The sequence below is a fragment of the Geodermatophilus sp. DF01-2 genome (assembly GCF_004571065.1).
In the GTDB taxonomy this organism is placed as follows: domain Bacteria; phylum Actinomycetota; class Actinomycetes; order Mycobacteriales; family Geodermatophilaceae; genus Geodermatophilus.
Map to the genome: position 1 here is coordinate 71,123 of NZ_SPQN01000005.1, position 24,516 is coordinate 95,638.

21 protein-coding genes and 1 pseudogene are annotated in these 24,516 nt (G+C 71.8%); 12 read left to right on the forward strand and 10 right to left on the reverse strand.

The genetic code is table 11. The features are described 5' to 3' along the window. Positions 1-17: 17 nt before the first annotated feature. Positions 18-1,267, reverse strand: a pseudogene (locus E4P41_RS03125) (IS3 family transposase). Positions 1,268-1,474: 207 nt separating this feature from the next. Here E4P41_RS03125 and E4P41_RS03130 point away from each other — a divergent pair. From E4P41_RS03130 to E4P41_RS03180, 11 genes are read left to right on the forward strand one after another with little or no spacing between them, the layout of a single operon-like run. Further along, positions 1,475-2,527, forward strand: coding sequence for an ABC transporter substrate-binding protein (locus E4P41_RS03130; protein ID WP_135139417.1), 1,053 nt, complete (start codon positions 1,475-1,477; stop codon positions 2,525-2,527). Next, positions 2,524-3,477, forward strand: a complete 954-nt coding sequence (locus tag E4P41_RS03135) for an ABC transporter permease (RefSeq protein WP_209307512.1) — start codon at positions 2,524-2,526, stop codon at positions 3,475-3,477. Before E4P41_RS03130 ends, E4P41_RS03135 begins: the two co-directional genes overlap by 4 nt. Next, positions 3,477-4,283 carry an ABC transporter permease gene (locus tag E4P41_RS03140; protein WP_167760894.1) on the forward strand — a complete coding sequence of 269 codons (807 nt, stop codon included), beginning with the start codon at positions 3,477-3,479 and terminating at the stop codon, positions 4,281-4,283. The genes E4P41_RS03135 and E4P41_RS03140 overlap by 1 nt, the downstream gene beginning before the upstream one ends. Continuing rightward, complete coding sequence (locus E4P41_RS03145) at positions 4,280-5,416, forward strand: ABC transporter ATP-binding protein (protein ID WP_135139419.1); 1,137 nt, start codon at positions 4,280-4,282, stop codon at positions 5,414-5,416. Before E4P41_RS03140 ends, E4P41_RS03145 begins: the two co-directional genes overlap by 4 nt. A gap of 52 nt (positions 5,417-5,468) precedes the next feature. Beyond that, entirely contained in the window at positions 5,469-6,638 is a 1,170-nt protein-coding gene (locus E4P41_RS03150) for an acyl-CoA dehydrogenase family protein (RefSeq protein ID WP_135139420.1), read from the forward strand. After that, positions 6,635-8,740 carry an acetate--CoA ligase family protein gene (locus E4P41_RS03155; protein ID WP_209307513.1) on the forward strand — a complete coding sequence of 702 codons (2,106 nt, stop codon included), beginning with the start codon at positions 6,635-6,637 and terminating at the stop codon, positions 8,738-8,740. The genes E4P41_RS03150 and E4P41_RS03155 overlap by 4 nt, the downstream gene beginning before the upstream one ends. Beyond that, positions 8,737-9,537, forward strand: a complete 801-nt coding sequence (locus tag E4P41_RS03160) for a glucose 1-dehydrogenase (protein ID WP_135139421.1) — start codon at positions 8,737-8,739, stop codon at positions 9,535-9,537. The genes E4P41_RS03155 and E4P41_RS03160 overlap by 4 nt, the downstream gene beginning before the upstream one ends. Further along, entirely contained in the window at positions 9,534-11,135 is a 1,602-nt protein-coding gene (locus tag E4P41_RS03165) for a 5-guanidino-2-oxopentanoate decarboxylase (protein WP_135139422.1), read from the forward strand. Before E4P41_RS03160 ends, E4P41_RS03165 begins: the two co-directional genes overlap by 4 nt. Positions 11,136-11,143: 8 nt before the next feature. Beyond that, complete coding sequence (locus E4P41_RS03170; protein ID WP_135139423.1) at positions 11,144-12,571, forward strand: aldehyde dehydrogenase family protein; 1,428 nt, start codon at positions 11,144-11,146, stop codon at positions 12,569-12,571. Further along, positions 12,568-13,524: a C-terminal binding protein gene (locus E4P41_RS03175; RefSeq protein ID WP_135139424.1), complete on the forward strand. Its 957-nt coding sequence runs from the start codon at positions 12,568-12,570 to the stop codon at positions 13,522-13,524. Before E4P41_RS03170 ends, E4P41_RS03175 begins: the two co-directional genes overlap by 4 nt. After that, positions 13,521-14,444 (forward strand): DMT family transporter, encoded by a 924-nt coding sequence (locus E4P41_RS03180; protein WP_167760895.1) that lies wholly within the window; start codon positions 13,521-13,523, stop codon positions 14,442-14,444. The genes E4P41_RS03175 and E4P41_RS03180 overlap by 4 nt, the downstream gene beginning before the upstream one ends. A 273-nt stretch (positions 14,445-14,717) precedes the next feature. On the opposite strand, the gene E4P41_RS03185 is transcribed toward E4P41_RS03180, so the two are convergent. From E4P41_RS03185 to E4P41_RS03215, 7 genes are all read right to left on the reverse strand, one after another. After that, the gene (locus E4P41_RS03185; protein ID WP_135139426.1) at positions 14,718-15,020 is read right to left on the reverse strand and encodes an urease subunit gamma; all 303 of its coding nucleotides are present in this window, start codon (positions 15,018-15,020) and stop codon (positions 14,718-14,720) included. Between the two features lie 198 nt (positions 15,021-15,218). Continuing rightward, positions 15,219-15,500, reverse strand: a complete 282-nt coding sequence (locus E4P41_RS03190) for a copper chaperone PCu(A)C (RefSeq protein WP_245177072.1) — start codon at positions 15,498-15,500, stop codon at positions 15,219-15,221. Between the two features lie 5 nt (positions 15,501-15,505). Next, positions 15,506-15,634, reverse strand: a complete 129-nt coding sequence (locus E4P41_RS23555; protein ID WP_280659041.1) for a hypothetical protein — start codon at positions 15,632-15,634, stop codon at positions 15,506-15,508. Between the two features lie 263 nt (positions 15,635-15,897). Beyond that, positions 15,898-17,301 (reverse strand): metallophosphoesterase family protein, encoded by a 1,404-nt coding sequence (locus E4P41_RS03200; RefSeq protein WP_135139428.1) that lies wholly within the window; start codon positions 17,299-17,301, stop codon positions 15,898-15,900. Further along, complete coding sequence (locus tag E4P41_RS03205; RefSeq protein WP_167760896.1) at positions 17,301-18,197, reverse strand: alpha/beta hydrolase; 897 nt, start codon at positions 18,195-18,197, stop codon at positions 17,301-17,303. Before E4P41_RS03205 ends, E4P41_RS03200 begins: the two co-directional genes overlap by 1 nt. 269 nt (positions 18,198-18,466) lie before the next feature. Next, positions 18,467-19,048 carry a hypothetical protein gene (locus E4P41_RS03210; RefSeq protein ID WP_135139430.1) on the reverse strand — a complete coding sequence of 194 codons (582 nt, stop codon included), beginning with the start codon at positions 19,046-19,048 and terminating at the stop codon, positions 18,467-18,469. 168 nt (positions 19,049-19,216) lie between these two features. Further along, positions 19,217-20,677: a metallophosphoesterase gene (locus tag E4P41_RS03215; RefSeq protein WP_135139431.1), complete on the reverse strand. Its 1,461-nt coding sequence runs from the start codon at positions 20,675-20,677 to the stop codon at positions 19,217-19,219. A gap of 540 nt (positions 20,678-21,217) precedes the next feature. Between E4P41_RS03215 and E4P41_RS03220 the strand changes: the two genes are divergently transcribed. After that, positions 21,218-22,543 (forward strand): ATP-binding protein, encoded by a 1,326-nt coding sequence (locus tag E4P41_RS03220; protein ID WP_135139432.1) that lies wholly within the window; start codon positions 21,218-21,220, stop codon positions 22,541-22,543. Positions 22,544-22,669: 126 nt separating this feature from the next. Here E4P41_RS03220 and E4P41_RS03225 read toward each other — a convergent pair whose 3' ends face one another. Together E4P41_RS03225 and E4P41_RS03230 are read right to left on the reverse strand one after the other, a co-directional pair. Beyond that, positions 22,670-22,927, reverse strand: coding sequence for an acyl carrier protein (locus E4P41_RS03225; RefSeq protein WP_135139433.1), 258 nt, complete (start codon positions 22,925-22,927; stop codon positions 22,670-22,672). Next, positions 22,924-24,498, reverse strand: a complete 1,575-nt coding sequence (locus E4P41_RS03230) for a class I adenylate-forming enzyme family protein (RefSeq protein WP_135139434.1) — start codon at positions 24,496-24,498, stop codon at positions 22,924-22,926. Before E4P41_RS03230 ends, E4P41_RS03225 begins: the two co-directional genes overlap by 4 nt. Between the last annotated feature and the right edge of the window lie 18 nt (positions 24,499-24,516).

Below are 24,516 nucleotides of genomic sequence, written 5' to 3' on the forward strand. Positions count from 1 at the left end.
TCTGGCGGACGCTGGGTTCAGGCCGCTTCGAGGTCCGGGGCGACGTGGATGTCACGGTAGTGGTCTTCGAACTCGCCCGGTGGTCGATAGGCGGATCGCCGAGTGCAGAAGTTCGGTGTTGCACCGGTGGACCCAGGCGGCGGTCTCCCGCTCGACCTGTGCGCGGCCGGTCCAGGACTGCTGCCGGTCGATGAGTTCGGTCTCGTAGAGGTCGATGGTGGACTCCATCAGCGCGTTGTCCAGGGCGTCGCCGACCGGGCCGATGGAGCCGGCGATGCCGGCCTCGGTCAGCGTCTCGGTGAGGGCCGGCGACGTGCATTGGCACGAGCCGGCGTCGGAGTGATGGACCAGGCCCGTGGCGGTGAAGGCGGTGGTGCCCAGCGGCGGGTGAACAGCGCCTGCTCCAGCACGGAGGTGACCAGCGGGTCGTCTTCGATGACGACACCCGCCAGCCCAGAATGCGGCGGGAGTGGACGTCGCTGACGAAGTAGACGTAGACCAACCCGGCCAGCGTCCACACGTAGGCGAGGTCTGCGACCCACCGCTGGTCTGGCCGGGACGGCGTGGCCCAGGCCCGGTCGACCACGTCCGGGTGCCGCGGCGCCGACTGGTCCCGCGTGGTCGTCCTCGTCGACCGGCGGCCGCGCCGGACCCCGTCGAGACCGGCGACGCCCATCAGCCGGCCGACCTGGTCACGGCCGCATGGGTGCCCGGCGCGGCGGGCGGCGTGCTGCAGCTTGCGCAGCCCGTCGAGGCCGCGGTTGGCCCGGTAGAGGTCGACCAGGGTGTTCGCGGCGTACGCGTCGGCCAGCTCCGCGGGGCTGACCGGGCGCTGGATGCGCTCGCAGTAGGTGCTCGGGCGATCGGTATCCGGTGCTCGGTGAGCACGCGGCAGATCGGCTCGACCCCGAAGCGGTCGGCGTGGGCGGCGATGTAGTCGCAGATCAGCGCAGTCGGCGGTCGAGCTCCGCCGCGGCGAAGAAACGCCGAGGCGGTCTCGAGGATCTCGTTCATCCGGCGCAGCTCGGTGACGTCCCGGCGCAGCGCCTCGAGCTCGTCGGAGGACTCGGTCATCACGCCGGGACGGGCCGGTGTCGATCCCCTGCTGCTCGACCCAGTTGCGCAGGGTGGCCGGGTCGATGTCCAGCACCGCACCCACGGCGCGGCGGGCGGTCAGCTTCGATTCGCCGAGATCACGGATGCGGTCCCGACACATCCGCACGGCGCGGGCGCGGGTCTTCTGGTCGTACTTGCGCGGTGCTGGCACGGCTTCAGTCACCTTGCGAGATCAGAGCCTCCACCAGGTCCTGGACGGTTCAGAAGTCGTCCTGACGCCGGCGCCCTCGGCCGTCCGGCGTCCTTGCCCTCCGGGCAACTTCTTGACCCAGATCACACATCCGCCTTGACACGGTGTGATCCGCGCCGCATGCTCACGTTGTTAACTGACGCGCCAGTCAAGAATCGAGGAGCTCGGATGACCTTCAAGCGCAAGGGCGTTGCACTCGCGGCCGTCGCGATGGTCGGCTCGTCAGCAGCCTGCGGAGGCGGGGCGGCGGCAGAAGACAGCAAGACCCTGACCGTGGTCATGTGGGGCGGCAGCGCTCAGGAAGCTCACGTGCAGTCCTACGTGAAGCCTTGGGCCGAGGTGAACGGCGTCGAGATCCTGCAGGACCAGCCCACCGACTACGCCAAGCTCCGCGCGCAGGTGGAGTCCGGCGAGGTCAGCTGGGGCATCGTCGAGGTGGAGCCGAACTTCTCCGCCACCGCCTGCGAGGAGGGGCTCCTGGAGAAGATCGACACCGAGGTCGTGGACACCTCCGTGCTCGACCCGCAGTTCGTGAACGAGTGCGCCATCCCGAACCTGCAGTACGCCTTCAACATCGCCTACAACACCGACGTCTTCGGCGAGGACCACCCGACGACCTGGGAAGAGTTCTTCGACACCGAGCAGTTCCCGGGCAAGCGCGGCTTCTGGAAGTACGTCACCGGCGGGATCCTGGAGGCCGCGCTGCTCGCCGATGGCGTGCCGGCCGACGAGCTCTACCCCCTCGACGTCGATCGGGCGTTCGAGAAGCTCGACACGATCAAGGACGACATCGTCTTCTACGAGACCGGCGACCAGCAGGTCCAGCTGCTCGCCAGCGGCGAGGCGCCGCTGGTCCAGGCCTGGAACGGCCGAGTCTTCCAGGCCGCGCAGCAGGGGCAGCCGGTGGCCAACGAGTTCAACCAGCACTTCCTCTCCTACGACCAGGTGGTCATCCCGAAGGGCTATCCGAACGCCGACCTCGCGATGGAGTGGATGGGCCACTTCGTGACCGATCTTCAGGGCCAGGCCGCGGACACCCGGGCCAGCGCCTACGCGCCGGTCAACGACAAGGCGCTCGAGCTGCTCGAGCCGGAGATCCTGGAGGAACTGCCGACCTCCGAGGAGAACGCCGCCAAGCGCGCCACGGTCATCGACTACGACTGGTGGGCCGAGAACTACGACGCCGTCTCCGAGCGGTTCAACGAGTGGCTGGCGTCGTGAGCAGCTCGGCCACCACCGCACCCGACAGGAGGGCGCCGAGCCGCGGGGCTGAGCCGGACCCGCGGCCGGCGCCGCCAGGAGCCGGCTCCCCGGCTCCGCCGGGCAAGCGCAGGCGCTTCTTCCTCACCGACGGCTGGGGCGCCCTGGCGCTGCCGATCGCCGGCTACCTGCTCGTGGTGCTCATCGTCCCGCTGGCGATCGTCTTCGCCCGCAGCTTCACCGACCCGACCCTCGGGCTCGGCAACTACGCGGCCTTCTTCGCCAGCCCCATCTACACCGACGTCCTGGTCAACACCTTCGTCACTGCGATCACGGTCACCCTGATCACCCTGCTGATCGGCTTTCCGTACGCCTACCTGATGACGATCGCCCCGCCGGTGTGGCGAAGCGTCCTGCTGGTGGTCGTCCTCGTCCCGTTCTGGACGAGCTTGCTGGTCCGTTCGTTCGCGCTGGTCCTGCTGCTGCGAGACACCGGAGCGATCAACGAGACCCTGTTGTCGCTGGGGTTGATCAGCGACCCGATCACGATGGTGCGGAACTTCACCGGCGTCCTCATCGGCATGGTCCAGGTGATGCTGCCGTTCATGGTGCTGCCGCTGTACGCCACCATGCGCGGCATCGATCGTCGCCTACTGCAGGCCGCTGAAGGGCTCGGGGCTCGACCGGCCTTCGCGTTCTGGCGGGTGTTCGTGCCACTGTCGGCCGCGGGGGTCGCGGCCGGTTCGCTGTTGGTGTTCATCCAGTCTCTCGGCTTCTACATCACCCCGGCCCTGCTCGGCGGCCCCGACGACGTGATGCTCGGTGAGCTGATCGTGCAGCAGGTCAGCACTGTCCTGAACTGGGGCTTCGCGTCAGCACTCGCTGCCGTGCTGCTGATCGTCACCCTCGTGCTGCTCGCGATAGCCAGCCGGTTCATCGACGTCCGCCGGATCTTCTGGAAGGAGCAGTGATGTCGCGACTCCTCGTCCGCGGTGGGCTCGTGACCCTCGCCGTCCTGACCGGGCTCGTCCTGATCGCACCGGTCCTCGTCATCATCCCGATGTCCTTCTCCGACAGCTCGTTCCTGGAGTTTCCCCCGACCGACTGGTCGTTCCGCTGGTACGAGAACTTCTTCAGCGACCCCAGCTGGCGTGCAAGTACCCTCTCCAGTCTCAAGATCGCCGTGCTGGTGACGATCACGGCCGTCATCCTCGGCACCGCGGCCGCCTTCGGCCTGGTCCGCGGACGGCTCCGGGCGAAGGCGGCGGTCGCCGGCCTGGTGATCGCCCCGCTGATCGTGCCCTATGTCATCGTCGGGCTCGCGGTGTACGCCGCGGCGCTGCAGGTGGGGCTGACCCAGACCACGCTCGGGTTCGTGCTCGTGCACACCGCGCTCGGCGTGCCCTTCGTGACGGTGAACGTGGCGGCCTCGCTCGCGTCGTTCGACCAGCGGCTGGAACAAGCAGCGATGAGCCTCGGAGCCAGCCCGCTGACCACCTTCTTGCGGGTCACCCTGCCGATCATCGCACCCGGCGTGGCCGCCGGTGCCCTGTTCGCCTTCATCACCAGCTGGGACGAGGTCGTGGTCAGCCTGTTCCTCTCCGGGCCGGAGCTGACCACCCTCCCCGTGCAGATGTGGTCGGGCGTACGGGTCGCGATCGACCCAACGGTGACCGCCGTCTCCAGCTTGCTGCTGCTCTTCACCATCACGGCCTTCGCCGCGCTGGGCGTGGCGCGCCTGATCCGCAACCGTCGTCTCGCCAGGAGCCACCGATGACCACCACCACTGAACTCGCCGGAGCCCCGGTACGCGTCTCCGGCGTCACCAAGCAGTACCGCGACGCGCGTGCCCTGGACCAGGTCGACCTCGACATCGAGAGCGGCGAGTTCATCACGCTGCTGGGCTCCAGCGGCTCGGGCAAGTCGACCCTGCTCAACATCATCGCCGGCTTCACCGACTGCGACGCCGGAGTGGTCGAGGTCGATGGCATCGACATCACCAAGACCCCACCGCACAAGCGCGGGCTCGGCATGGTGTTCCAGCACTATGCGCTCTTCCCGCACATGACCGTCTTCGACAACGTCGCCTTCCCCTTGCGCCGACGCCGCACTCCCAAGGCGGAGATGGTCCGGCTGGTCGAGGAAGCGCTGGACATCGTCCAGCTCGGTCATCTCGGAAAGCGGATGCCGCAGCAGCTGTCCGGCGGGCAGCAGCAGCGCGTGGCGCTGGCTCGCGCGATCGTCTTCCGGCCGAAGGTGCTGCTCATGGACGAGCCGCTCGGTGCGCTCGACAAGCGCCTGCGCGAGCAGCTGCAGCTCGAGATCAAGCGGCTGCACCGTGAACTCGGCATCACCTTCGTCTTCGTCACCCACGATCAGGAAGAAGCGCTGGCGATGTCGGACCGGATCGCGCTGCTGCGCGACGGGCGGATCGTCCAGATCGGCACGCCGGAGGAACTCTACGAGCAGCCGGCGGAGCGGTACACCGCCGAGTTCCTGGGCGAGTCGAATCTGTTCTCCGGGACGATCGTGAACGGCGTGCTCCCGTACGGCGAGCACGGGTCCATCCAGGTGCGAGACGGGTCCGCCGATGGCGCCGGCTCGGTCATGGTTCGCCCCGAGCACGTGAGTGTGCTGCGGCCCGACGAACAGGTACCCGTCGGGTGCAACGCACTCCGCGGCACCGTCCGCGAAGTGATCTACCTGGGCAGCGGTCGCCGTGCGGAGGTCACGCTCCCCGATGGCACGCACGTCGTGGCCCGGACCCCTGCCGACCGACGACACAGCCGACTCGTCCCCGGAGAGCCAGTCGTCGTCACCTGGGCGAAACAGCACGGACAGGTCGTCGCGGACGGCCCGCCGGCGGACGAAGCGGCAATCCCAGCAGGCAGGGCGGCAGTTCCCGCCTGACTGCTACCCCGCAGCACCCCCGAACCGCACGACCACACGCTAGGAGTCCCTCATGTCCCGCGCCCTCAGAGATGCTCTCGACCTCACCGAGGAGCAGGCCGAGTTCATCCGGCTCGCCCGCGACTTCGCCGTGCGAGAGATCCGGCCGCGCGCCGCCGACATCGATGAGGCCGACTGCGAGTCGCCGATGGACCTGTGGCAGTCCGCAGCCAAGATCGGGCTGACCCACCTGATGTTGCCCGAGGAGTACGGCGGCGGAGGGATCACCGACCTGGTGACGCAGGCTCTCGTGCAGCAGGAGCTGTGCTACGGAGACATCTCGATCGGCAACTTCCTCACCTCGAACGGCTTTTTCGCCGCCCCCATCGAGGCCCTCGGCACCGAGGAGCAGAAGAAGCACTGGCTCGGTCTGCTGTGCACGGAGGTCCCGCCGGTGACCGCGCTCGCGGTCACGGAACCCGATGTCGGTTCCGACGCCGCGAGTCTGCAGACCCGTGCGGTGCGCCACGGGGACGACTACGTCCTCAACGGCCAGAAGACCTGGATCTCGAACGCGCCCTACGCCGAGTACTTCGTCGTCTTCGCCACCGTCGATGCCGCGCTGCGCTCCCGCGGGGTCACCGCGTTCCTCGTTCCCCGGGACGCCGACGGCCTCATCGTCGGCCGCCCGATGAGGAAGATGGGCCAGCGGGGCATCGTCAACGCCGAGGTCCTCCTCGACAACGTGAGGGTGCCGGTCGACAACCGCCTCGGCGACGAGGGCCAGGGCTTCTACGGCCTGATGCGCACCTTCGACGCCTCGCGCATCCTGATCGGCGCCTCGGCGACCGGCTTGGCCCGCGCAGCCCTGGATACCAGCATCAAGTACGCCCAGGAACGCGAACAGTTCGGGACGGCGATCATCAACCACCAGGCGGTGGCGTTCCGCCTGGCCGACATGGCCGCGCGGGTCGACACCTCGCACCTGCTCACCATGCGCGCCGCACGCTTGTTCGACCAGGGCCTCGACGTCACCGAGGAAGCCGCGATCGCCAAGCTGGTCGCCTCCGAGAACGCCTCATGGGTCGCGTCGGCGGCCGTGCAGACCCACGGCGGCTGGGGCTACTCCCGCGAGTTCCCGGTCGAGAAGTGGATGCGTGACGCCAAACTCGAGGAGATCGAGGAAGGCACCTCCGACATCCAGCGGCTCATCATCTCCCGGCGCCTGATGGGGACCTCGTGATCTCGACCCTCGCGGAGCAGGCAAGGCGAGACCTGGACACCTTCCGCGATCCCGGCTCCGTCGCCGTCGTGGGAGCGACCGCGGATCCCACCAAGTGGGGCTACTGGCTTGCCCGGGGAGCCGCAGCCGGCATCCACCGACGTGCGGTGCATCTGGTGAACCGGAACGGGGCCATGATCGACGGCCACGCCAGCGTCCACAGCATCGACGACATCGACGGCCCGCTCGACCTGGTGGTCCTCTGCGTGCCGCCCGCGGGCGTGCCGGACGTCGTCCGCCAGTCCCTCGACCGAGGTGCACGAGGCTTCGTCGGTATCACCGCCGGCCTGGACCGGGCCCTGGGTCGGCCCGGGGCGGAGCGCGAGCTGGCCGCGGAGATCCGCGACCGCGGCGCGCGGATCGTCGGCCCCAACTGCCTGGGCATCTACGACGCAGGCACGGACCTGCAACTGGCGTGGGGCGAGTTCCAGGCCGGTTCGCTCGGCATCGTGTCCCAGAGCGGCCAGCTGGGATCCGAGCTCGCCGGACTGGCCGCCGCGCGCGGCCTCGGCGTGTCCAGGTTCGTCTCGGTCGGCAACCAGGTCGACGTGACCGCCGCGGAGGTCGCCGCGGACCTGGCCGACCACGACCAGACGCTCGTCGTCGCGTTGTACGTCGAGAGCTTCGTCGACGGGCGCCAGATGATCGACACGCTGCGCGCGCTGCGCCAGGCCGGCAAGCACACCGTCCTGCTCACCGTCGGCGGCAGCGAGGCCAGCCGGAGTGCCGCCCAGTCGCACACCGGGTCGATGACCTCGGCGCTGGATGTCGTGGACGCGGCCTGCCGGGCGGCCGGTGCGATCCGCGTCGACACTCCTGCCCAGCTCGTCGAGGTCGCACAGATGCTCGTCGACGCGCCGCTGCCGAGCGGCCGCCGGATCGCCATCGTCGGGGACAGCGGCGGCCAGGGCGCGGTCGCTGCGGACATGATGGGAGCGCAGCGGCTCGACGTGGTGCCGCTCCCCGGTCCCGCGCGCGAGCGGCTCGCCGCCATGCTCCCGCCGGACGCCGGCCTCACCAACCCGATCGACCTCGCCGGGGCCGGCGAGCGGGACCTCGGCGTCTACGCCGCCGTGGTGGAAGACCTGCTCGCGCTCGAAGAGGTGGACGCGGTCACGGTGACCGGCTACTTCGGCAGCTACGGCTTCTACACACCCTCGATCGAGGAGGAGGAGAAGGCCGTGGCGCGGCGGATCGCCGGCGCGTCGCGGGCATACGGAAAGCCGGTCGCTCTGCACAGCATGTGCCGTGAGTCGGCCACCATCGATCTGATCCGCGAACTCGGTGTGCCGACCTACCACACCATCGAGACCGCGGCGCTGAGCCTGTCCGCCTGCTCGCGGATCGCCGCCGAGCCCGGTCGTGCGCTGGAGGCCCTGCCGCCACGACCGGGGAGCCGGATCGTCGACGGCTACCTCTCGGCCCGTGCACTTCTCGAGTCCGCCGGCGTGGCATTCCCCGCTGCACGTCGGGTCGAGCACCTCGATGCCGTTGCCCAGGCCGCTACGGAGCTGTCCGCCCCGTTCGTGCTGAAGGCCGACTGGATCACGCACAAGACCGAGGTCGGTGGCGTCGTCGTCGGCATCCCCGACAGCGACACTGCGTGCAAGGCCTTCGACGAGATGTCGGCGAGGCTGGGGCCCGGAACCTACGTGCTCGAGGAGATGGACACCCGTCCCGACACCGTCGAGATGATCGTCGGTGGTCGACGTGATCCGGTCTTCGGACCCGTGGTGATGGTCGGCGCCGGCGGGACCCAGGCCGAGCTCTTCCGCGACACCGCGCTGGAGCTGGCTCCCGTCGACGAGGTCACCGCCGCCGCGATGGTGCAACGGCTGCGCAGCCACGCACTGCTCACCGGGTGGCGCGGCAAGCCCGCGGCCGACATCGCCGCCCTGGTCCGGCTCGTGGTCGCCGTGTCCCGATTGCTCGCCGAGCTTCCTGACTGCTCCGACATCGAGCTGAACCCGGTCCGCATCGGACCCGACGGCGCACTCGCCGTCGACGCACTGATCGCCCTCGCAACCGATCCCACCACTGTCCCTGAGGGGGAGCAACCATGACGGACGCTCGAACCGAGGGCGACTTCGCCGGAAAGGTCGCGCTGGTCACCGGCGGCGGCTCCGGGATCGGCCGGGCCATCGCGCTCGACTACGCCGCCAAGGGCGGCACGGTGGTGGTACTCGGACGCCGGCCCGAGCCACTCGAGGAGACCGCGCGGCTTGCCGAGAAGCTCGGTGCCGTCGCGGACTTCGTCTCCTGTGACGTGCGCGACGCGGACGCGGTGACCGCTGCCGTCGACGCTGCCGTCGAACGACACGGCCGCCTGGACGCCTTGGTGAACAACGCCGCAGGCAACTTCACCGTGCCCGGGAAGGACCTGTCCCCGAACGGCTGGCGGGCGGTCATCGACATCGTGCTCAACGGCACCTTCTTCTGCACCCGCGCCGCCGCACAGCACATGCTGGCGGCCGGCGCCGGGGCCATCCTGAACGTGATCGCCACCTACGCCTGGCACGGGCACCCCGGCACCGTGCACTCCGCCGCCGCCAAGGGCGGCGTGCTCGCGATGACCAGGACGCTGGCCGTGGAGTGGGCCGCGTCCGGCGTCCGGGTCAACTGCATCGCTCCCGGACCGACCGAGACCGAGGGTGCGGGCGCCGCGCTCTGGGCCTCCGAGCAGGACCGCCGCCGGGTGCTCGGCAGCGTCCCCGCCAACCGGTTCACCTCGCCCGAGGAGGTCGCCGAGTCGGCCTCCTTCCTTCTCTCCGAACGCGCTCGCTACATCACCGGTGAAGTGCTCACCGTCGACGGTGGCCAGTGGCTCGGCAAGCAGATCTACGGAGACTCCCGCTCGTGAACAAGCCCACGCGACTCACCGGCGGGGAGGCGCTGGTCGCAGCCCTCGCCACACACGACGTCGGCACCGTGTTCGGCATCCCTGGCACGCACAACCTGCCGATCTACGCCCACCTGATCAAGTACGACATCGCGCACTTCTCGCCCCGGCACGAGCAGGGAGCCGGGTACGCCGCGGACGGCTACGCACGTTCCAGCGGGCGGGTCGGTGTCTGTCTCACGACGAGCGGGCCGGCGATCCTCAACACGGCCGCCGCAGCCGCGCAGGCGTACTCCGACTCCGTGCCGGTGCTGTTCATCTCTCCCGGCATGCCCCTGCAGCACCCGGCCCGCGGCAACGGGTACCTGCACGAGGTCAAGAACCAGAGCCGCGCCATGGACTCCGTGGTGGCCTACAGCCATCGGGTGGGAAGCGTCGAGGAGATCCCGCTGGCAGTCGCACAGGCATTCGCCGCCATGCAGGGCGGTCGACCGCGCCCGGTGCACCTCGAGATCCCGCTCGACCTCCTCGAGATCGAGGCCGAGGTGTCCCTCGTACCACCGGTTCCACACCTCGCTCACCAGGCCGATCCCTCGCAGCTGGACCGCGCAGCCATGGTGCTGGGAGCCGCCGAACGCCCCGGGATCGTGGCCGGCGGCGGGTCTCGCGCCGCGGCCGTCGAGTTGGTCGCACTCGCGGAACGCCTCGGTGCTCCGGTGGTGCACACCACCAACGGCAAGGGCACCGTCGCCGACGACCACCCGCTCGGGCTGGGCACCGGCGTGCACCACCCCAGCGTCGCGGAGTTCGCCGCGGACTGCGACGTGCTGCTCGCGGTCGGGACCGAGCTGGCGCCGTCCGACCTGTGGATCGGCCCGCTTCCGGTGAGCGGCACGCTGGTCCGGATCGACGTCGACCCTGTCCAGATCAGCAGCAACGCGGTCCCCGACGTCGCCGTCGTCGGTGACGCGGCACTCAGCATCGAGGGTCTGCTCAGCCGCCTCGACCACGAGCCCGCTCCTGGCGCCGCCGGCCGCGCCGACGCCTGGCGCAAGCGGCTCCAGGCAGACGCACGCGTCGAGGGCGCGCTCTACCTGCCCATCATCGAGGCCATGTCCGAGGTGCTGCAGCCCGGCGACGTGGTGGCCGCCGACAGCGCGATGGCCTGCTACTACGGGGCGATCTCGAACCTGCCCGCCCACCGGCCGGCCTCGTTCCTCTACCCGACCGGCGTGGGGACCCTTGGTTACGGCCTGCCTGCCGCGATCGGCGCGAAACTCGCCAGGCCGGACGCACGAGTGATGGCCATGCACGGCGACGGGGGCGTCATGTTCACCATCGTGGAGCTGGCCGGCGCGGCCGAGGCAGGCCTGGCGATTCCGCTTCTCGTCGTGGACAACGGCGGCTACGGCGAGATTCGCAACGAGCAGGCGGCCCGCGGCGACCAGCCGCTCGGCGTGAACCTGGGGCACCCGGATTTCGTGGGCCTGGCTCGCAGCCTGGGCTGCCACGCTGTCGCGCTCACCGACGCTGCCGCACTCTCCACAGCCTTGGGGGAGGCCTTCGAGGCAGATCGCCCGACGTTGATCCACATCCCCGAGCCCGAGTCCGACCAGTGAGAGTGACGATGACCGAGCCCCGCGCCGCTCACCGCTGGTACCGCGACGATGCGTTGATCGACGGCGCCTGGGTGAAGGTCGGTGCCGCGATCCCGGTGGAGAACCCGGCCACCGAGCAGGAGATCGGCAGCGCCGCGAGCTCCGGACCCGAGCACGTCGACGCCGCGGTCACGGCCGCGCGCGCCGCGTTCGAGTCGTGGAGCCGGATGCCCGACTCCGAGCGGGCCGACCACCTGCAGGCGCTGCACATCTCCCTGGCAGCCCGCCGCGACGAACTCGTCGCGGCCACGGTCGCCGAGGTCGGGGCGCCGGTGCGGGTGGCCCGGGAGGCGCACGTCGACATCTCCCTGGACATCCTCGCCTCCTACGTCGACCTGCTGCGCGTGGAGCAGCTCGACGAGCGGATCGGGAACTCGCTGGTCCTGCGCGAGCCGGCCGGAGTGGTCGGATGCATCACGCCCTGGAACTACCCCCTCTACCAGCTCGTGATCAAGGTCGCGGCAGCTCTCGCCGCCGGATGCACGGTCGTCGCCAAGCCGGCCGAGCTCACCCCGCTCACGGCGTACCTGCTGGCCGACGCCTCGCTGGCGGCCGCGCTGCCGGCCGGCGTGGTCAATCTCGTCCCCGGGTCCGGGACACGGGTCGGCGAGGCGATCGTCACCCATCCCGACGTCGACGTGGTCTCCTTCACCGGGTCCACCGGCGTCGGGTCCCGGATCGCCGCCCAGGCAGCCGCGTCGCTCAAGCGGGTCTGCCTCGAGCTCGGCGGGAAGTCGGCCAGCGTGGTGCTCCCCGACGCGGACCTGGAGACCGCGGTGCGCGCCACCGTGGACTCCGCCACTGTCAACACCGGCCAGACCTGCAGCGCCTGGACGCGTCTGCTGGTCCCGGCCCAGCGGTACGACGAGGCGGTCAGCCTCGCCACGAAGCGGGCCGGTGAGCTGGTGGTCGGTGATCCCCAGCACGAAGACACCGACCTCGGCCCGCTGATCTCGGCCCGCCAGCGTCAGACGGTCCTCGACCTGGTGGCACGGGCGCGTTCGGCCGGTGCTGTGGTCACCGAGCTCGTCGACCACAGCGGCGACACCGGCCACTACGTGTCGCCGGTCGTCGTCTCCGAGGTCGCACCCGGTGACCAGATCGTCCAGCAGGAGGTGTTCGGGCCGGTGCTCGTGGTGCTGCCCTACGACACCGAGGACGACGCCGTCCGCATCGCCAACGACACCGACTACGGCCTGGCCGGTGCGGTGTGGGCCGGCGACGAGGCGCATGCCCTCGCGGTCGCCCGCCGACTGCGCACCGGGCAGGTCGACGTCAACGGCGCGGAGTTCAACATCGACGCGCCCTTCGGTGGCTACAAGAAGTCCGGCTACGGCCGCGAGCTCGGTCGCTTCGGTCTGGAGGAGTTCCAGCAGATCAAGTCCGTGCAGCTTTGAGTGCCCCGGTTGCCGTCTACACCGACGTCGGCGAGCTCGATCCAGGACCCGGCGTGGCGCACCTGGAGTCGCACGGCTTCGTGGTCCGCGTGCTCGACAGCGACGATCCCGACCACATCGCCGACAAGGCGAACGACGCCACGGTGCTGCTGATCGGATACACACCGGTCGGGGAGGCGTTGCTGTCGCGACTGCCGCTGCTGAAGCTGATCTGCACCCAGTCCGCGGGCGTGGACACCGTCGACCTCGACGCCGCCGCTCGCCGCGGGGTGTGCGTCGCCAACGTGCCCGACGCAGCCAGCGAGGAGGTCGCCTCGCATGCGCTCGCCATGGGTTGCGGCCTGCTGCGCGGGCTTCCGTTCCTGGACCGGGCGGTGCGGTCGGGGACATGGGACGGATCCACTGAGCGGCTGCGCCGGTTGTCGGCGAGCACGTTGGGCGTGGTCGGAATGGGCCGGATCGGCCGCCGGCTGGCGGCGATGGCGCAGCCACTGTTCGCCACCGTCCTCGGCCACGACCCCCTGCTGCCCGTCGACAGGTGGCCACCGGGGATGTCCCCGTGCAACCTCGACGACCTGATGGCGCGCTCGGACGTGGTCAGCTTGCACGCGCCGCTCACCCCGTCCAACCGTGGCATCATCGGCGCACCCCAGCTGGGCCTCATGCGGGCCGGGTCGATGCTGGTCAACGTCGCCCGCGGCGAGCTCATCGACCACACCGCGCTCATGGACGCCCTGGACGCCGGCAGGCTCGGCGGGGCAGCGCTCGACGTGTTCCCCGAAGAGCCGCCCACGGATCTGCGGCTGCTCCAGCATCCTCGGTTGTGGCTCAGCCCGCACGCGGCCTACCTCTCCGACGCCTCCGCTCGCGACTACGTGATGACCCAGGCCGAGAACGCGACGTCATGGCTCACGACCGGAACGGTCGTGCATTCCGTGGTCGTAGGAGAGTGACCACGTTCGCGCGCCCCCGTGTGCTGGTGCCCGTTCTGGCACTCAGCTTCGTCACCGCGTTGTGGGGCTCGACGTTCTTCATGTCCAAGGGCGTCGTCACCCGACACGACCCACTCACCATGCTCGCGATCCGGTTCGGCATGGCGGCACTGGTGATGTGGCTGGTCCGACCGCGCTGTCTGCGTGGCCTGTCGCGAACAACCTGGCTGCGCGCCCTGGTACTGGGCAGCATCTACGGCGTCGCGCAGATTCCGCAGTACTACGGACTCCGGCTGACTTCCGCGTCGGAAGCCGGCTTCCTGATCGGAACGTATGCGGCCTTCACGCCCGTGTTCGCCTACCTCATCTTCCGGGCGCGCTCGTCGTTACCGACATTGGCCGGCGTACTCCTCGCACTCGCAGGACTCGCGGTCTTCGCCCTGCAGGACTGGCAGTTCGGGCTCGGGGAGTCGTTGCTGCTCACAGCCGCAGCGCTCTACGGCCTGCAGATCGTCGCGTTGGGAGCCTGGTCGCTGCCGGGGCAGGCCTGGGCGCTGACCACGATCCAGATGATCGCGATCACCGTGGTGGTCGGAGTGCCCGCCCTGGTCATCGGCGTCGACATGCCGACGAGCCGTGTGGACTGGCTGGTGATCGCCTATCTCGCGCTCGTCGCCAGCGCCCTGGCCATCGGCGTGCAGACGTGGGCGCAGAGTCGCCTGGCCGCGACCCACGCGGCGGTCATCATGGCCGCCGAGCCGGTGTGGGCCGCGGGCCTGGCCGTGCTCTTCACCGCGGAAGTGCTCACCGGACGTCTGCTCGTGGGCGGCGCGATGCTGGTCATCGCCAACGTGGTCGTGACGCTCTCGCCCAGCAGGCCGGTCACCCCACCCGTCCCAGCTGGCAGGTCGCCCGAGGAGCAGTTCGTGCGGCGCGAGTAGCCCAGGCACGAGCCGTAGCCGGACCTGGCACGCAGGCCCGCTCGACGTCGTTCGCCGACGTCAAGACTCCGGCCTCGGTCGGGCTCTCCCGCCAGGTCCGGCTAGAAGAGGACGTAGCGCTGCGCCATGGGAGCTCGGTGGCGGGCTCGTGGTCGATCAGCCCGGTGCCCGGCCGTCGCGGGAGGCTGGGGCCGTTCGACCCGCTCGACGGGTGCCGGTCGCTGCCGCGCCGCCCGCGTCCGTCCGGAGCGTCGCTGGGCTGCTCGCCGCGGCTCATGGGATCGGTGCCGTGACGGTGACGAGCGTGATGCCGTCGGGGAACGTCGCCTCGATCTGGACCTGGCCCGGCATCTCCGGCACGCCGTCCCTCACGTCGTCGCGGCTGAGCACATTCCGCCCGGCGTCCATCAGCTCGGCTACCGTCCGGCCGTCCCGGGCGCCCTCCAGCAGGAACGATGTGAGCAACGCCGTGGCCTCGGGGAGGTCGAGCTTGACGCCGCGGTCCCTGCGTTCAGCGGCGAGCTTCGCCGCGGTGTAGATCGTCAACCGTTCGCGTTCGTGCGACGACAACAGCATCCGTCACTCCTCCGACGGCGACGGACCTGACGCCGTCCCATCCGTGTCAACGCCCGGCCGACTGCGCCGCTGTGTCTCAGGTCGACATGCCGGTCCTCCGGCGATGCGGCTACCGGAGGGACGGTCCCGCACCGTGGTCGTGGTCGGCTCCTCCCGACCGGTTACGAACCGGAGACCAGGCCCGAGCCTGCCCCGTCGTCAGTTGGCGCCGGGTTCCTGCTCGCGGAGATACCGATCGATCGTCCGCCGCAGCGGAGCGCTCACCACCGCGTCGACGGTGACGTCGCCGGCGTCCCGAAAGGTGAAGGTGACCGGAATGGTCTCGGCGGTCCGGAGGGTCTCGTCGATCCCGGTCAGGATGAGGACAGGTCCGGAAGAACCGCCGGAGAAGACCGTCTCACCGGGCGGGACGGGTATCTCCAGAGGCGGGGCGCTCGGGGCTCCCTCGACGACCACGCCCGTGAAGTCAGGGCCGGACACGCCGATCAGCTGATCCTCCTCCCTGCCGGTGTTGACCATCCGCCCTCGGTGACCCGCTCCGCGACGTTCCCGGGGACGTCGGCGAGGACCCCGGCCTCGGCGGACTCGGGGATGAACGGCAGGTCGAGGCTCATCAGGTCGACCGACTCGTCGCCGGCCGTCAGGCGGTGACTGGCGCCGGCCCGGCACGGGGGGAGCCGGACCGGCGCCCTTCCCACGGTGAGCGAGCTCCGGGAGGTCGGCCACGTCCGCCGGTGTTCGTCAGAGGAACGTCACATCGGCCGTCCCGCGACGCGGCGAGATGACGGCCTCGTGACCGGACACGGCCGTCGGCAGCGGCGTCACGAGGGCCCGGAGGGACAGGACGACGGGCCCGTGGCCACGAGCGACCACACCGTCAGTCCGCGCGCACCGGAACGGGAACCTCGACGAGCCGGCCCTCCGGGGTGCGGAGCGTCATGGGTTCCAGCTCGCCGTCCCGCTCGATGGCGGCGACCGGCGTGAGCGTCATCTCCACGCCGTCGATACGGACGAGGAGCAGGTGGGCCTGCGCGGCCCAGGCCACGGTGCCGGCCTCGGCGAAGCCCGTCGGCGGTTCCTCCTGCAGCTGGCCGCCCGCGCCGGAGACGACGTAGTCGATGCCGTCGACGCGGGAGAGCTGGAAGTTGTGCTCGTGGCCGGCGAAGGCCACCCGGACGCCGGCCCGCCAGAACAGCGGCACGAGGTGCTCCACCATCGCGGCGGTGTTCGGGTGGTGCGGACCGGCGCAGTAGGCAGGGTGGTGGGAGAACGGGATGCGCCAGCGCGGGCCGTCGGCCTCGGGCAGGGCGTCGGCGAGGAAGCGATGGTGGCGCGGGTGCTCGAAGAAGTGCTCGGTGGGCAGGTCGCGGGACAGCGAGGTGTCGATGCAGAGGAACTCCACGTCGGCGCCGAAAGCCAGGCGGTAGAACATGCCCGGGTCCACCGAGGCCCGTGCCCCGGCGACATCCGGGGTGAAGCGGGCGTCGGTGTGGAAGTTGTCGCGGATCCGCGCGCGGTCGTCGCTGGACTCCTGGTCGGCGGTGTCGTGGTTGCCCACCGTCGGGTAGACCGGGATGCGGGCGAGGGCGTAGCGGTAGGGCTGGTAGAAGCTGCCGTACCAGTCGTCGTCGGAGTCCCCACTGCCTTCCGAGCCCCGCCGGCCCGGGGTGGCGTAGACGTTGTCGCCGACCGTGAGGACCAGCCGGATGCCCGGCCGGTCGACGAGCCGGTCCAGCACCTCGGCGACCCGCCGCTGCCGCCGGCCGGCCTCGGTGTCGGCCACGATCCCGACGCCGAAGTCGCCGAGGACGGCGAAATCCAGGGGAGCCGGCCGGTCGAGCGCGGGATGGGTGCGGAAGGCGAAGTCGTACGCCCGACCGCCGGGGCGCAGGTCCAGCCCGCCGCGCGGCACCGGCCCCCAGTCCCACCGCTCGCCGTCCGCCCACGGACGCCCGTCGACGGCGACGCGGTAGCGGTAGCGGGTGTCCGGGGAGAGCCCCTCGACCCACACGGAGTTGGCCTCGGCGGTGGTCGCCCGGGCGACCACGGCGCCGCCGTCGTCGAGCACCTCGACGTCCGCACGGCCGTAGGGCTCCGAGCCGGCGCCGATGCTCGAGGTGCGGCCGGGGTCGACCTCGTCGAGGTGTCCGTCGCCGACGACCCGCCAGCGGCCGGCCGGGTCGTCGCGGGCGAACCAGAAGCCGCCCCAGGCGACCAACGCCCGGTCGGGTCCGACGTCGACGAGGTGGACGAAGGGCTCGAAGTGGAGCTGTCGCCCCATCAGCCGGAGGTCCTGGCCGCCCAGCGGGCGATCTGCTCGGCGACGACGTGGGGGTGCAACAGGGGCAGCATGTGGCCGGCGCCGGGCATCTGCACCGCCTCCCCGTCGGGGAGTGCGGTCATGAGCTCCTGGAGATCGTCGGGCGGCACCTCCGGGTCGTTCCGGCCGTGCAGCACCAGCGTGGGGACGTCGAGGTACGGGGCCAGCCGGATGCCGTCGTGGTTGACGCTGGCCATGGTGGTGCCGGCCAGCGCCAGCGGCCGGGTGGTCAGGAAGCTGTCCCGCACCTGGGCGACGGCGTCCTCAGGAGCGTCGGCGGCGAAGGCCGCACGGCGGACCAGCCGGTCGGACACCGCCTTCACCGGACGGAGCCTCCGGCCGACCAGGGCGGTGACCCGCAGTACGCGGAACCAGCCCTTCTGCGCCGCCGCCTGCACGCCGTGGGGGAGGCGGCGGGCAGGCAGACCGGGCGCGGTGACCCCCGAGCCGCCCGAGCCGGCGAAGACCACGCCGGCCATGCGCTCCGTGCCGACGAGCCGGGCGGTGGCCAGGATGATCCCCCCACCGAAGCTGTGCCCCGCGACCACCGCCCGTCGCCCCTCGGGCAGGCAGGCGGTGAGCACGGCGTCCAGGTCCCGGGCGTGGGCCTCCAGGTCGTACCCGCCGGAGCGCGCGTCCCCGCTCTGCGCGTGCCCGCGCAGGTCGTAGCCGAGCACCCGGTGCCGGTCGGCCAGCAGCTCGGGGACCTCTCCCCACGACTCGATCGACAGGCCCAGCCCGTGCACGAGGACGACGACCGGCGCCTCCTCCGGACCCCACACGCTGAGTGCCAGGCGGGTGCCGTCGAAGGAGCGGACGTCGGTCGGAGTCGTGTCCGCCGCTGCCGGACCGGTCATGGCCTCGACAGGACGGCCTGCGTCGTCCGGGAGGTCTCGTCGTCCCATTCCGTGATCCTCTCCGACGCCGGCCTGGATCGCGGCCGCTGGAACGCGGCGGCCGGACGGGCACTTCCTGGATACTCCGCAGTGGCGCCGTCCCACGGTCACAGCGGTGGGAGGACCGGCGAGCCTGTCCCCTGCGGACCGTGCCCGACCGCGGTCTGCTCCGCGGGGCTCGAACGGCACGGCCCGGCCGGGAGGTGCCTCCCGGCCGGGCCGGGGCGAGATCAGTCGACGGAGTCGACGTTCTCGAGGACCTCGACGCTCTCGGCCACGACGTAGGGCTCCTGCTCGTAATCGGCGAACAGCGCGTCGTCGAGGTCGATGCCGAGTTCCTCCTCGACCTCGGTGACGACGAAGGCCTGCTGCACCGTGCCGGTCACCTCGACGGTGGTCTCGGGCGCCAGTTCGTTGTTCTCGGTGGCGCTGACGACCAGCAGTGCCTCGACGGAGGTGTCGTCGGTGCCGGCGATGGTGAAGGCGGTGGGGGTGATCACCTCGTTGACGTCGGCGGACAGGACGACCTCCTGGCCGACGTAGGAGTCGATCTCGTCGTAGAAGGCCGAGTCGAAGGGGCCCTCGAACGGACCCTCGGCGGCCGGCTCCTCGGCGGCCGGCTCGTCGGCCGGCTCCTCCGCGGCGGGCTCGTCCGCGGCCGGCTCCTCCTCCACGATGTCCTCGACGTCGGCACCGGCCTCGGTGCCGGCGGTGTCGCCGCCGCAGGCGGCCAGCCCGACGGTGGCGAAGGCGGCGAAGGCAGCCGCGCCCGTGCGGGCGGGCAGCGAGCGGCGGGTCAGGGTGGAGCGCATGGGGTTCCTCTCGATACGTCCGGGGAGGGGCCCCGGTCTGTCGTTCACGTGCACCTCCACCGTGTCCACGTCCCGCGGCGGCATCCGCCGGGAGGCTCCTTCGTCACGCAGCTGAAACCCAGCCGCCGGATGTGCGAGGCGTGGATGACGGCTGTGTGACGGAGGGGTTCAGTCGGCCGTGGACGGCTCCGCGGCGCCGGTTCCGTCGTCCGGCAGGGGTTGCACGACGGTGCGCTCGATCGTCGCCTCGGTCCGGCCGAGCCCGGCGAGGGTGACCTCGTCGTAGGCCACGAGCTCGTCGCTCCCGGGGTCGAGGTAGAGCACCGTCGCCGTCAGCGGCTCGGGGTACTCGCCCTGCAGCGCGCGCAGCCCGGCCCCGCCGGTGGAGCCCTGCACCATCAGCCGGGTGTCGCCGTCGAGCATCCTGACGTCGCGCTGGTGGGTGTGCCCGGCCAGGACGAGCGGGACCGACCCGGCCAGCGGCGGCGCCTGCTCGGGGTCGTGCACCAGCGCGATGTCGGGGGGTTCCGGCAGGCTCTCGGCGAACTCGGCGAGCGCCTCCCCGGTCTGCTCCAGGGAGGGCCGGCTCGCGGGGTCGTCGCCGTCCGGGGTGTACCGCGGGTCGGGGGTGCCGACGACGGTGACTCCGGCGACGGTGGTCGCCTCCCGGTCGAGGACGGTGACGTTCGGCTGGGATTCCAGGAGGTCCACGGTCGCCGCGGAGTCGTGGTTCCCGCGGATGTAGACGTAGGGCACGCCCAGGTTGCCGACCCGGTCGATGATCGCGTTCTCCGGCTCGCTGCCCCAGTCGGTGATGTCCCCGGTGTCGAGCACGGCGTCGACGGGGAACTGCTCGACCAGCTGCTCGACCAGGTCGAAACCGGCCGGGTTGAGGTGGATGTCGGAGACGTGCAGCAGGGCGACGGTGCCGTCCATGGTGTCCGGTGGCGGCAGGGTGGAGAGCGTGGCGTACAGGGTGCTGACGTTGCTCACCAGCCCGCGCAGCGAGGCCCGGTACGCACCGAACTTCGCCAGCACCTGTTCGACGTCGCCCAGCAGCTCGGGCGCGTTGACCAGCAGGCCGCTGTAGGTCGGCGAGGCCAGCGCCTGCGGCCGCCAGGTCGTGACCGACCAGGCCGCGGTGCCGGCCAGCAGGACGGCGGTGAGGCCCGCGGCGATGGCCGGCTCGCGCCAGCGGCGCAGGACCAGCAGCGAGGCGAGGGCCGCGCCGAGGAGCGCCGCACCGGCGGTGGTCCACACCAGCTCGACGACGGCGTTCCGCAGGTCCGCGGTGACCTCGTCGATGATGCCGTCGAGCTGGGCGGGGTCGGTGGCCAGCTCGGTGACCCGCTGCTGGTCCAGCCGCTGCAACCGGACGTCGAGGCCCAGCGGCCCGTCGTAGGCGTCCACCGCGAGCGAGCCCAGTGGCGGGATGATCAGCTCCGCGCCGCCCCCGGTCGGGGAGAAGGCGAGGGTGGCGTCGAACGGCCCGATCGGCGCGTCGACCCGGCCGACGAGGAGGATTCCGAGGAGGGCGCCGGCCACGGCCACGGCGATCCGGACGGCCCATCTGCCGGCAACTCGGCGGCCGCGTCGTCGACGCCGGCCCAGGCCGCTCGGGGAGCTCACCCCCGGACGGTAGGAAGACGGTCGGCGCCGCGGCCCGGCGGGGACGCAGATCGTCACCTCGCCGTCACGCCGGCCCCGGCGGCGTTGCGCTCCCGTGACGGGGCCCTCCCCGGCAACCTGCGCCGCCTCGCCGGCTACCTGCCGGAGGACGAGCGGTTCACCACCTGGTCGCAGTCCGGACGGCACTCACCCGTATCCACGAGCCTCCGACCAGGACCTCGTCCTCCTGCTGGACGCGTGCTGGCAGGCGCACCGCAACCGCGCGCTCACCGCGGCGGGGATCGACCCGGTGATCGGTCCGCCGGCGGAGGCGGTCCCCGAGGGGCGACCCCGCTGACCGACGGTCGCACGGACGGCCCGGGCGCGCGGCCACGGCACCAGGCCGCGGGCGCACACCGCGAGGTCGTGCGGATCTCTGCTGCCACACGTGACCCGTGTGTTCCCGGCGGTTCTACTCTCGATAAGCCGGGTACGGCGCCGCAGTGCCTCCCGGCCGGTGCAGGGGTGTCTCCGTGCGGAGGCGACGCAGCGGGGAGCGGCATGGCGGATGACCCATGGGGCACGTCGCGGGCGCGTGGGTGCTCAGGAACCGCCGGGTCGGCCACGGGGCAGGCATGGTCGCTCCTGCGGCTACTCGTCGAGGCGTCGGCCGCTGCGGACGAGCTGGCCGCAGGTGACCTCCGGGCCCGCATACCGGTCGCCGACGAGGTCCACGTCGACGACCTCTCCTCCTCCTTCAACCGCATGGCCGACGTCATCGAGGAACGCGTCTCCCGTGCCGAGCGGTTCGCGGCAGACGTCAGCCACGACCTGCGGGCGCCACTGACCACGCTGGCCGGCGCCGCGGCGATCCTGGCCGAGGCCCGGGCCCGGCTGAGCCCGGTCGAGGCCGAGGCCGTCGAGCTGCTCACCGCCGAGCTGCACCGCTTCCAGCGCCTCGTCGACGACCTGCTGCAGCTGGCCCACGTCCGGTCGGCGCCGTCCGAACCGGTGCTGGACACCTTCCCGCTCGACGACCTGGTCCGCGCCGTGGTCGCCGGCTCGCCCGAGCCGCAGGTGCCCGTGCACGTGGAGGCGGGGGCGGCAGGTCGGGCGGTCGTCACGGACAAGCGGCGGCTGCGCCGCGCGTTGGAGAACCTGCTGCAGAACGCGCGGGTGCATGCCGGCGGCCCCACCGCCGTCCGGATCGGCCTGGCGGACGGCCACGCCTGCGTGGCGGTCGAGGACGCAGGTCCAGGGGTCCCCGAGGCCGAGCGGGAGTGGATCTTCGAGCCGTTCCGGCGCGGCGAAGCGGCGAGCAGGACCGGCACCGGGCTGGGGCTGACCCTCGTCCGCCAGCACCTCACCGCGGTCGGTGGCTCGGTGGAGGTCGAGGACGGCCCCGGCGGCGGGGCCCGGTTCGTCCTCCGGCTCCCCGTGGGGGCGGGTCCGTCGGACGTGGCCGGGCCGACGTCCGACGCACCCGTGCGCCCCGGCAGCAGCACGTCCGCCGGTCCGGCCCCCCACCGCTCCGACCTCGGTCCGGCACCGGGGCCCACGGACAGCATCGAGGCACGCGTCCACGCCGACCTCGTCCGGGTCGTCGTCTCCGGGGAGTTCGACATGAGCTGCGTCGAGCAGGCCGAGGCCGTCCACCGGGTCGTGGTGCAGGCGCGCCGCCCGGTGATCGTCGACACCTCGGGGGTCACGTTCGCCGGCGCGAGTCTCGCCCGCGTCCTCGTTCGCCTCCGGCGCGCGGCCTCGGCCTGGCGACTGGAGGGGACGAGCGCGCCGGTGCTGCGCCTGCTGCGGCTCACCGGCCTGACCCACCTGCTCGAGCCGGCCGGCGACTGCCCGACCGCGACCCGGCGGGACGGCCGCGGCTGACCTCGGCGGAGGTCCGCGAGAGCTCACAGCGGTCTCCCGGCTCACGCCGACCCCTTCGCCGGATCCTCCCGCGCTCTGCGGACGCGCTCGAGCCGGCCATGCATCCGAGCAGTCGGCAGAGCGCTGTCAGGCCGCGGACCCGGTGTCGCCGGCCCGCAGGTACAGCTCGTGCAGTCCGCCGAGCGTCTGTTCCGGCCCCGCGCTCTCGTCGGCGAGGCGTACGCCGAGCTCCTCGACGGCCACGAGGGCTTCCAGCCGTTGGATCGAGTCCAGCTCCAGGTCGTCGTTCAGCCGGCTGCCCGGGCCGGCGCCGGACAGGTCCACCTCGAGCTGCTCGGTCAGGTAGTCGCGGAAGGCCCCGAAGGACATCGGCTGATCGTTCATCCCTCGATTCCCTCACGTGTGCCCCGCCCCGACATCTCGGCCACCGCCTGCTCGCGGAGCAGGTGCCGCCGCACCTCGCCGTACTCGTTGACCGGCAACTCGGGGACGATCCGTACCCGGTCGGGCCGGCGGGCCGGCGCCAGGCCGGCGCGGCAGTGCCGGCGGATGTCGTCGGCGGTCAGCTCTCGTCCGTCGACCGGGACGGCGAACACCCACACCTGCTGGTCCCCGTGCACGGGCACGCCCACCACCGCGCAGCGCTGCACCGCGGGAACCTCGGCCACGACCCGCTCGACCTCGGCCGGGTGGATGTTCTGGCCGCCCCGGACGACCAGGTCGTCGACCCGGCCGAGGATCCGGATGTTCCCGTCGCCGTCGGCGACCGCCAGGTCCCGGGTGCGCAGCCACGGTGCGTCCTCGGGTGCGTCCGGAGGGCGGCAGAGCAGCTCGCCCGGCGTCCCGGCGGGCAGCTCGGCGCCGTGCTCGTCGACGACGCGCACCGCCGTGCCGGGGAACGGGCGTCCCACGGTCTCGGCCTGGGTGCGCAGCGAGTCCTCCAGCCGGGTGGCCAGCACTCCGCCGCCGAGCTCGGTGGAGCCGTAGCCCACCGTCACCGCGCAGGAGAAGCGATCGCGGGCCCGCGTCACCAGGTCCGGGGACGCCGGGCCACCGCCGAGGCCGAGGACCAGCAGGGAGGACAGGTCGTAGGGGGAGAGGTCCTCCACCCGCAGCAGGAGTTCGGCCATCGCCGGCGTGCCGGCGAGCACGTTGACCCGGTGCCGGTCGACCAGTTCCAGGACGCGGCGGGGCGTGAACGCCGCGGTGGTGACCAGGTTGTGGCCCAGCAGCAGCGAGCCGGTGAGCACCTGGTGGCCGGCCATGCTGCGGAACGGGCTGGCGGTCAGCCAGGTCTGGCGGCCGGCGGCCCGCAGCAGCTTGCTGCCGTGCCGCGAGGCCACGGTGGCGACCCGCTTGACCCGCGTGACCGGGGAGCCGGCGAAGAAGGCGGCGTGCAGCCGTTGCAGGGCCAGCAGGGGGCGGACCAGCCCGTGGTGGGTGAGGGTCACCGGCTTGGGGGCCCCCGTGGTGCCGGAGGTGAAGAAGACCGCCGCCGGGTCGTCCCGGCGGCGCACGGCCGCGGGCGCGTGCACCGGTGCGGGACCGCCGGGCACCAGCCAGTTCCCGCCGCCCGTGAGGACGTCGAGCCGCCCGGTCCGTCCGGGGCGGGCCCGCTCGGCGACCGTGGCGCCCAGGTCGATCGCCGCATCGGCCTCGGCCAGCTCGCGGTCGGTCAGCCGGTCGTCCAGCGGTACGGCGACGCCGCCGAGCAGGACCGTTCCGAAGAACGCCTCGACGTAGCCGATCCCGTTGGGCAGGAGCAGGCCGACGCGGTCACCAGGCCCGATCCCGGCCCCGCGGAGGGCCGCGGCGAACGCCTCGGCCCGCTCGGCGAGTCGGTGCAGCGTCACCTGCCCCCCGTCGTCGGCCAGCCAGGCGTTCCCGGCGGCGGCCACGGCGGCGTCGAACGCTTCCCCGAGGGTCATCGTCGGACGGAGGGACGGCTGCGACATGGGGTCTCCGGATCGGGA